An 8,778-nucleotide genomic window follows, 5' to 3' on the forward strand; every position below is an offset into this window, starting at 1 on the left:
CCGCTGCCCGCGTCTGGTGGAGGCGCTGCTCTCCCCGGACGACCTGACATACCGGGAAATCGCGGGGGAGTTGGGTATCTCACAGGGCAGTCTCGGACCGGAACGTTCCAGATGCCTGGGATGTCTGCGTCGATTGCTCACACCGGAGGTTGCGGCCCTCGGTGCGCGGGGATAGGAGTGGGGGACGACAGGCGATCAGGTGAGCGGGAGGCGTGCGCACATGGGCATGAGCGTGACCATCTCTGCGGCGGCCGAGCAGGACGCGGAGCAGATTTTCAGGCTGCAGTACCTGTGCTTCCAGAGTGAGGCGGCCATCTACGGCAACTACCGCATCGACCCGCTCGTCCAGTCCCTGGACTCGGTGCGGGACGAGGTCGCGGGGGACTGCGTCTTCGTGGCCCGGCTCGGCGACGAGGTCGTCGGCTCGGTCCGCGGCCGGGTCGCCGCGGAGGGCGCCGCCGCCATCGGCAAGCTCTGCGTCCACCCCCGCTTGCAGGGCCACGGCATCGGCGCCCGGCTGCTGCGCGCCGCGGAAGCGGCCCTGGCCGAGCAGCGCGGAGCCACCACGTTCCGTCTGGAGGCGGGCCACCGCAGCGAGGGCAACCTCCGCCTCTACCGCAAGGTCGGCTACGAGGCGGTGGGCACGGCCCAGGGCGCCGACGGAGTGCCGATGATCGTCCTGGAGAAGCACGCGGGGGCGTACGCGGCGACGGCCTGACGGCAACACACCGCACGAGCGCGGGAGTCGAGAAGCGATCAGCCCCGTACCGGCCGCCGCCCGATCTGCGTCAGGCGGCGGCCCGCCCGGCCCGGGGCGCCCGCCCGCGCAGCCAGTACAGCGCGGACACCGGCAGGAGCACCGGGATGAACAGATAGCCCACGCCGAAGTCGGACCACACCGTCGAGTCGGGGAACGCCGAGGGGTCGACCAGGGTCCAGGTGCCCACCGTCACGACGCCCACCAGCTCCGCCACGCAGCACACGAGCGCCGCCCGGCGTGCCGTCTCCCCGCCCCGCACCAGCGTGTAGGTGATGAACCCGTAGACCAGGCCCGCCACCGCCGACAGCGCGTAGGCGAGCGGGGCCCGCCCGAAGTCCGTGGCGATCTGGAACGCGGAGCGCGACACGGCGCCGACGACCATCACGCCGTACAGCCAGACCAGGACGATTCCCGGGCCGCCGATCAGCCGCTCGCGCCGCCCGCCGGGCGCCACGTCAGGCTCCCCAGATGTCATACAGCCTGACCTCCAGCACGGCCAGCACCACACCGCCCGCGGCGACGGTCACCGAGCCCCACTTGGTGCGCTCGGCCAGCGACAGGAAGCCCGCCGCGGGCACGCACGCGAACGCGCCCAGCAGATACGCCACGAAGATCGTCGTGCTCTGGGTCGGCTCCTCGCCCCGCACCAGCAGCACGATCCCGCCGACCAGCTGCACCAGGGCCAGGACCGTCACCACGGCCATCCCGATGAAGTGCCAGTCCTTGGTCGGCTGGTCCCGGTAGGCGGCCCACCCGCACCAGGCGGCGAGCAGCAGCGCGGCGACGCCGGTCGCCAGCGTCAGGGCATCAAACATGCGGTGAGCCTATTACGGGCCCGGCGGCCCCCCGCCGCCGCCCCCTGGCCACGCCGTAGGGTCGAGGGCATGAAGATCCGTGCACAGGCCCTCCTGTTCGACAACGACGGCACCCTCGTCTCCTCCCTCGACTCCGTGGACCGCTGCTGGGCGCGATGGGCCCAGGAGTACGGCATCACCGAGGAGTTCGGCCGGGTCGAACTGCACGGACGCCCCGCCGCCGAGATAGTCGCCGACCTGCTCCCCGCCGGCCTCGTGCCCGAGGCACTCGCCCGCATCGAGGCGCTGGAGGTGGAGGACGTGCCCCGCGGCGGTGCGCGGCTGCTGCCCGGCACCCGCGACCTCCTCGACGCGCTGCCCGCCGAGCGCTGGGCCGTCGTCACCTCGGCCACCCGGCGCCTGGCCGAGGCCCGGCTCGACGCCGTCGGCATCCTCCCCAAGACGATGGTCACCGCCGACGAGATCACCCGCGGCAAGCCCGACCCCGAGCCCTACCTCCGCGCGGCCCGTGAACTGGGCGTCGACCCGGCCCGCTGCGTGGTCTTCGAGGACGCCCCCGCGGGGCTCGCGGCCGGCCGCGCCGCCGGGATGACCACCGTGGCCTTGACCACAACGCACACCGCCGAAGAGCTGCGCGCCGACCTCGTCGTCCGGGACCTCTCCGCCCTGTCCGTGCTGGTCAGCGCCGACGGCGTGGAGATCTCCGTCCGCGGCTGACCGCCGTCCACCGCTGTCCGGAATGTGGACAGTGGTGGCCGGTAAGGACCGTACGTCTGGTTTACTGACCGCATGACCACGACGAGCCGCCGCATCCCCGCGACCGAGGCGCCCCTGACGCCCGGTGCTCGTTGTACGTGTCGAATGCGCGCCTTCTAGAGGGCCCCCGCACCACCTGAGCCTCGCGCCCCGAAGCGAGAGCCCGCTCGTGTCCGCCCGCTCGCGGGACAAGGACCGAGCCGCGCCCCCGCGCTCACGTTTCTCCCGGTCTCACCCCCGGTGCGAGAACCGTGCGCGCTCCGGCCGCCTTCGACCACGAATGCCCCGTGCCCGGCGCCCACGACGCGCCGCGCACTCGACAGTGACGGAATCCCAGTGATCACCACATCGGACCTGACCAAGGTCTACCGCTCGCGCGGCCGCGCGGTCACCGCCCTCGACGGCGTCGACCTGCACGTCCGCGAGGGCGAGGTGTACGGCGTCATCGGCCAGTCCGGCGCCGGCAAGTCCTCGCTCATCCGCTGCGTCAACCTGCTGGAGCGCCCCACCGCCGGGACGGTGACCGTCGACGGCACGGACCTGACGGCGCTCGCGGGCCGCGGCCCCCGGGCCGGCCGCGAACTGCGCCGGGCCCGCAGCCGGATCGGCATGGTCTTCCAGCACTTCAACCTGCTCTCCTCCCGCACGGTCCGGGACAACGTCGAACTGCCCCTGGAGATCCTCGGGCTGTCCGGCAGGGAACGCACCCGCAAGGCGCTCGACCTGCTCGACCTCGTCGGCCTCGCCGACAAGGCGCGCTCCTACCCGGCCCAGCTCTCCGGCGGCCAGAAGCAGCGCGTCGGCATCGCCCGCGCGCTCGCCGGCGAACCCAGGGTCCTGCTCTCCGACGAGGCCACCAGCGCCCTCGACCCCGAGACCACCCGCTCCGTCCTCCAGCTGCTGCGCGACCTGAACCGGCAGCTCGGCCTGACCGTCCTGCTCATCACCCACGAGATGGACGTCGTGAAGTCGATCTGCGACTCCGCGGCGCTCATGGAGAACGGCCGCGTCGTCGAGTCCGGCACGGTGAGCGAACTGCTCGCCACCCCCGGCTCCGCACTGGCCTCCGCGCTCTTCCCGGTGGGCGGCGAGGCGTCCGCCGAGGACCGCACTGTCCTGGACGTCACCTTCCACGGCGAGGCCGCGACCCAGCCGGTCGTCTCCCAGCTCTCGCGCACCTACAACATCGACATCTCGATCCTCGGGGCCGCCCTCGACACCGTCGGCGGCCTCCAGATCGGCCGGATGCGCATCGAACTCCCCGGCCGCTACGAGGACAACGTCGTACCCATCGGCTTCCTGCGCGAACAGGGCCTGCAGATCGACGTCGTCGGCGAGCCCCGGCTCGTCAGGGAAGGTGCCAAGTGACCTGGTCGGAGATGCAGACCCTGCTGACGCAGGCGTGTACGGACACCCTCTACATGGTCGGCTGGTCCACCCTCGTCGCCGTCGCCGGCGGTCTGCCCCTGGGCATCCTGCTGGTCCTCACCGACCGGGGCGGCCTCGCGCAGAACATCCTGGCCAACAAGGTCATCGGCCAGATCGTGAACGTCGCCCGCTCGATGCCGTTCATCATCCTCATGGTCGCGCTGATGGGCTTCACACGCTGGGTCACCGGCACGAGCATCGGCCGGGAGGCGGCCATCGTGCCGCTCGCCGTCGGGGCGATCCCCTTCTTCGCCCGGCTGGTCGAGACGGCGGTCCGCGAAGTGGACGGCGGACTCGTCGAAGCCGTGCAGTCGATGGGCGGCAACACCTGGACCGTCGTGCGCAAGGTCCTCGTCCCCGAGGCGCTGCCGTCGCTCATCGCCAGCACCACGACCACGGTCGTCGCCCTCATCGGCTACTCGGCCATGGCCGGCACCGTCGGCGCCGGCGGCCTCGGCGACATCGCCATCCGCTACGGCTACCAGCGCTTCCAGACCGAGCTGATGTGGGTCACCGTGGCGATCCTCGCCGTCGTGATCTCCCTCATCCAGTTCGCCGGCGACCACGCGGCCCGCACCCTGCACCACCGCGGCGGCCGCTCGGGGCCCGCGCCGCGGCTGCGCCTGCTGAAGGCCGCGACGACCGACACCAAGACCGTATAGGCGCCCCGCGCCCTCCCCAGAACTCCCCGCACACCCATCGCCGGGGCCGCACCACCCTCAGGAAAGGCACTTTTCGTGCGTAACACCGTCAAGATCACCACCGCCGTCCTCGCCACCGGAGCCCTCACCCTCGGGCTCAGCGCGTGCGGCTCGGGCAAGGACTCGGGCTCCGACGCGAACGCGCCGCTGACCGTCGCCGCCACGCCCACCCCGCAGGGCGAGATCCTCACCTACATCAAGGACAAGCTCGCCAAGAAGGCCGGCCTCGACCTCCAGGTCAAGGAGTTCACCGACTACGTGACGCCCAACACGGCCGTCCAGCAGGGCGAGGTCGACGCCAACTACTTCCAGCACCAGCCGTACCTGGACGACTTCAACAAGAAGAACGGCACCGACATCGTGGCCGTGCCGGACGCCACGGTGCACCTGGAGCCGCTCGGCGTGTACTCCCAGGGCGTCAAGAAGCTCACGGACCTCAAGAAGGGCGCCACCGTCGCCGTTCCCAACGACACCACCAACGAGGCCCGCGCGCTGAAGCTGCTGGAGGCCAACGGCCTGATCAAGCTGAAGGCGGGCGTCGGCTACGAGGCGACCCCCAAGGACGTCGCGTCCAACCCCCGGGGCCTGCGGTTCAAGGAACTGGAGGCGGCCCAGCTGCCGCGCTCCCTCGCCGACGTGGACGCCGCGGTCATCAACGGCAACTACGCGCTGGAGGCCGACCTCAGCCCGGCCGAGGACGCCATCGCCGCCGAGTCGCCCAAGGGCAACCCGTACGGCAACTTCCTCGCCGTGAAGAAGGGCAACGAGGACGACCCGCGCGTGCGCAAGCTCGCGAAGCTGCTCACCTCGCCCGAGGTGAAGAAGTTCATCGAGGACAAGTACGACGGCGCGGTCGTCGCCGCGTTCTGACCGGACGGCCGTCGTCCGGCGGCGCGTTCGACCCGTATCGCCACGCACGGGGTCCACTCCCTCACCCGGAGTGGACCCCGTGGTGCCGTTCGGTGCGTCCATGCTGCATGCTGGGCAGCTGAGCAGGCCCTGACGGTGATTCCGAAGGTTACGGAGCGGCGCATGACGAGCACCTTCCCCAACATCTCCATCAGCACGGAGCGGTTGGTGCTGCGGCCCCTCGACGAGGACGACGCGCCCGCACTGGCCGAGATGATGAACGACGAGCAGGTCGGCGCCTGGACCGACGTCCCCCAGCCCTTCACCGCGGCGGGCGCCCGCGAGTGGATCACCGAGCGCGCCCCCGCCCAACGGGAGACGGGCCGCGGACTCGACCTGGCCGTCGCCGAGTTCCTCACCCAGCGCCTGGTCGGCGTCGTCCAGCTGAGCAGGACCGACTGGCACGTGCGCGCCGCCGAACTCTCGTACATCGTCGCCCCCTGGGCCCGCGGCGAGGGCTACGCCTGCGAGGCGGCCCTCGCCACCGCCCAATGGCTTTTCGGGGACCAGAAGTTCGAGCGCATCGAACTGCGCACGGCCGCCGACAACACCGCGTCCCAGCAGGTGGCCCAGAAGATCGGCTGCATCAGCGAGGGCGTCCTGCGCAACGCCTGCATAGCGCACGTCCGCGACGAGCACGGCACCTGGACGGACGTCCGCACCGACTTCATCGTCTGGAGCCTCCTGCCGGAGGACCTCGACGGCGCCGACGACCACCTGGGCGGCGGCTACACCTCGTTCGGCCAGTGGAACTGACAAAAACGTATCGCCGGACACCGGTGGTGCCGCCCCGCCGAACAGGTACCCTCACGGAGCCCGCCCCATGACGACCTGCGCGACCCCGGGAGACTGACGACCATGGCCGACCGCGTCACGGTGATCGGCTGGGACGGCTCGCCGCTGACCGCGGCCGCACGCTCCGCCCTCGGCGCCGCCACCCTCGTGGCCGGTGCCGCCCACCATCTGGCGCTGTCCGAGGTGCCGCCCTCCGCCGAGCGCATCCGCCTCGGCAGCGTCGGCCTCGCCGGCCGCCGGATCGCCGCCCACCGGGGCAGCGCGGTGGTGCTGGCCGACGGCGACCCCGGTTTCTTCGGCGTCGTACGCACCCTGCGGGCACCCGAGTTCGGCCTGGAGGTCGAGGTCGTCCCCGCCGTCTCCTCGGTGGCCACCGCCTTCGCCCGCGCCGGGATGACCTGGGACGACGCCCAAGTGGTCGTCGCACACCCCCGTACCCTGCGACGCGCGGTGAACGTGTGCCGCGCCCACACCAAGGTCGCCGTCCTCACCTCGCCCGGCGCGGGCCCCGCCGAACTCGGCCTGCTCATGGAGGGCGTCCACCGCACCTTCGTCATCTGCGAGGAACTGGGCACTGAACGCGAGCAGGTCTCGGTCGTCACCTCGGACAAGGCAGCCGACCACACCTGGCGCGACCCGAACGTCGTCATCGTCGTCGGCGGCGCCGTCGCCGCGCCGCCCGAGAGCGGCGGCTGGATCGCCGGCCGCGATCCCGCCGCCGGACCGCGCGGCTGGACGCTGCCCCCCGAGTCCTACGGCGGACTCGTCGGCGAGGGCGAGCTCGAGCACCTGCGCGCCGCCCAACTCGCCCGGCTCGGCCCGCGCGTGGGCGACCTGGTGTGGGACATCGGCTGCGGCAGCGGCGCGTTCGCCGTCGAGGCCGCGCGGGCCGGCGCCGCCGTCCTCGCCGTCGACCAGGACCCGCGCGCGTGCGCGCGCACCGAGGCCAACGCGCGCGCCTTCGGCGTCCAGCTCCAGATCGTCCAGGGCGCCGCCCCGCACGTCCTGGAGAACCTCCCCGAGCCCGACGTCGTACGCGTCGGCGGCGGGGGAGCGGCCGTCCTCTCCGCGGTCGCAGACCGGCGCCCGCAGCGCGTCGTCGCCCACGCCGCGACCCGGGACGCCGCCGAACTCATCGGCCGCGACCTCACCCAGCACGGCTACGAGGTCGAGTGCGCCCTCCTGCAGTCCGTCGAACTCGACACACGGGCCTGGACGGAGCGGGAGCGGAGCGTCGCGTTCCTGCTCAGCGGGGTACTGCCCGACCGCACCGGGTGACGGACCACCCGTCCCCGTGATCCTGTTGTCGTACCGCGCGCGGTAGGCTGGCCGATCGTTGTACCCCACGCGGTCGCCCGGCACTTCGTCGGTCAATGTCCCGAAAAACACGCCCCGTTTGGGGCGGGTGTGGTACGGCGAAACCGGAGGACGCGCAACGTGGCGCAGTCCACAGCGGCCCGTCGCGGATCAGCCTGTCGCGACGGCCGAACGGCCACGACAATGCCACTCAATGGCTTTGTCGCCTTTTTTGGGCGGGTCGTTCGTGCCGCTGGGCACGGACGCTCGTTCTTCACTGCGGGGGCGGTCGGTGCGCCGTCCCCGGTGAGCTGGTCGTGGAAGCACTAACCGATGGGCGAGGGGTACGCATGACCGACACCGGCCAGGTCCCGGGCGAGGGACTGCCGGAGAGCGCAGGCATGGTGGAGCAGCCGGGCGCCCCCGTGGCGCACGGTTCGTACAGCTACCTCTCCGAGACCGACACCGCCGCCGAGGATGAGGACCTGCTGATGCCCGGCTCCCAGGGGGCCTGGGGCAACGAGGTCCCGCCGCCGTCGCCCGAGACCGCGCACGAGCCGGGCCCGCACGAGATCTCCGGCCGCGACAGCGGCTCGGTCGACCTCAGCGGTGTCCGCCTGCCCGGTCAGGCGACCCCCACCGCTCCCACGACGCCCATCCCGCCCATCACCCCCCGGCGCCCGCTGCACCTGGGCCCGCCCATCCCCGACGCCTCCGCCAGCCCGGTCCGCTCGCTGGCCGACCGCGGCGCCGTGGGCGCACCGGTCCGGCAGACGAGCGCCGTCGCGCCCGTGCCCGAGCACCCGGACGCCACCGCGCCGCGGCCGGCCGCCGCCTGGGGCGCTCCCGTGCAGGTCCCGGCCCCGGTGCCGGTGGCCGCCGGGGCCCAGACCGCCGAAACGGTTGTCCCGGCCGGCGTCGCCCAGGCCGTGGTGGCCCGCCCGGCCACGGAGCCCGCCGTCGTGCCCGGCACCGGGGCGGGCGACGTGCCCGCCCCGATCGAGCCCGTGTACGCCCCTCAGGCACCCGCGGCCGGTGAGCCCGCGGCGAGCGCCGTACCGGGGGCGGCCGGGGCGCCGCTGCCCGGCGGTGCCGAAGACCCCGTCGCCGGGCAGGAACCGGTCGGCGGCGAGCCCGTCGAGGTACCGGCTCAGGTGGCGGACGCGCCGCTCGCGCAGGCCCCGGCCGCCGAGGCCGCGCCGTTCCCCGGGGCACCGGCCCCGGGGGCCGCCAGGGGCGAGCCGTTCACCGAGGCACCGGCGGCCGTCGGCGAGCAGGCCCCGCCCGACGCCGGTCCGCCGCCGCAGGACGCCGAGCC

General features: G+C 73.0%; 9 protein-coding genes and 2 pseudogenes. 9 read left to right on the plus strand and 2 right to left on the minus strand.

All coding sequences use genetic code 11. The annotated features are described in order from the left end of the window. Positions 1-175 (plus strand): annotated as a pseudogene (locus SZN_RS42960) (sigma-70 family RNA polymerase sigma factor); the annotation flags it as partial. A gap of 45 nt (positions 176-220) precedes the next feature. Beyond that, on the plus strand, positions 221-718 hold the full coding sequence (locus SZN_RS32820; protein ID WP_007503588.1) for a GNAT family N-acetyltransferase: 498 nt from the start codon (positions 221-223) through the stop codon (positions 716-718). 70 nt (positions 719-788) lie between these two features. Here the strand turns inward: SZN_RS32820 and SZN_RS32825 are convergent, their stop codons facing one another. Continuing rightward, positions 789-1,235, minus strand: a complete 447-nt coding sequence (locus SZN_RS32825; RefSeq protein WP_043734298.1) for a hypothetical protein — start codon at positions 1,233-1,235, stop codon at positions 789-791. Further along, complete coding sequence (locus SZN_RS32830) at positions 1,216-1,575, minus strand: hypothetical protein (protein WP_007503592.1); 360 nt, start codon at positions 1,573-1,575, stop codon at positions 1,216-1,218. The genes SZN_RS32825 and SZN_RS32830 overlap by 20 nt, the downstream gene beginning before the upstream one ends. A 69-nt stretch (positions 1,576-1,644) precedes the next feature. Between SZN_RS32830 and SZN_RS32835 the strand changes: the two genes are divergently transcribed. The 7 genes and pseudogenes from SZN_RS32835 to SZN_RS42965 form a co-directional block, all read left to right on the plus strand. Then, positions 1,645-2,292 (plus strand): HAD-IA family hydrolase, encoded by a 648-nt coding sequence (locus SZN_RS32835; protein WP_007503594.1) that lies wholly within the window; start codon positions 1,645-1,647, stop codon positions 2,290-2,292. Positions 2,293-2,667: 375 nt separating this feature from the next. Beyond that, positions 2,668-3,699, plus strand: a complete 1,032-nt coding sequence (locus SZN_RS32840) for a methionine ABC transporter ATP-binding protein (protein ID WP_007503596.1) — start codon at positions 2,668-2,670, stop codon at positions 3,697-3,699. Next, the gene (locus SZN_RS32845) at positions 3,696-4,421 is read left to right on the plus strand and encodes a methionine ABC transporter permease (RefSeq protein ID WP_007503597.1); all 726 of its coding nucleotides are present in this window, start codon (positions 3,696-3,698) and stop codon (positions 4,419-4,421) included. The genes SZN_RS32840 and SZN_RS32845 overlap by 4 nt, the downstream gene beginning before the upstream one ends. Before the next feature lie 75 nt (positions 4,422-4,496). Beyond that, positions 4,497-5,330 (plus strand): MetQ/NlpA family ABC transporter substrate-binding protein, encoded by an 834-nt coding sequence (locus SZN_RS32850; RefSeq protein WP_007503599.1) that lies wholly within the window; start codon positions 4,497-4,499, stop codon positions 5,328-5,330. Positions 5,331-5,492: 162 nt separating this feature from the next. Continuing rightward, complete coding sequence (locus SZN_RS32855) at positions 5,493-6,125, plus strand: GNAT family N-acetyltransferase (RefSeq protein WP_007503601.1); 633 nt, start codon at positions 5,493-5,495, stop codon at positions 6,123-6,125. Between the two features lie 102 nt (positions 6,126-6,227). Further along, complete coding sequence (gene cbiE, locus SZN_RS32860) at positions 6,228-7,442, plus strand: precorrin-6y C5,15-methyltransferase (decarboxylating) subunit CbiE (RefSeq protein ID WP_007503603.1); 1,215 nt, start codon at positions 6,228-6,230, stop codon at positions 7,440-7,442. Between the two features lie 368 nt (positions 7,443-7,810). Continuing rightward, positions 7,811-8,778 (plus strand): annotated as a pseudogene (locus SZN_RS42965) (nicotinate-nucleotide--dimethylbenzimidazole phosphoribosyltransferase); the annotation flags it as partial.

The sequence above is a fragment of the Streptomyces zinciresistens K42 genome (genome assembly GCF_000225525.1).
GTDB classification, from domain to species: domain Bacteria; phylum Actinomycetota; class Actinomycetes; order Streptomycetales; family Streptomycetaceae; genus Streptomyces; species Streptomyces zinciresistens.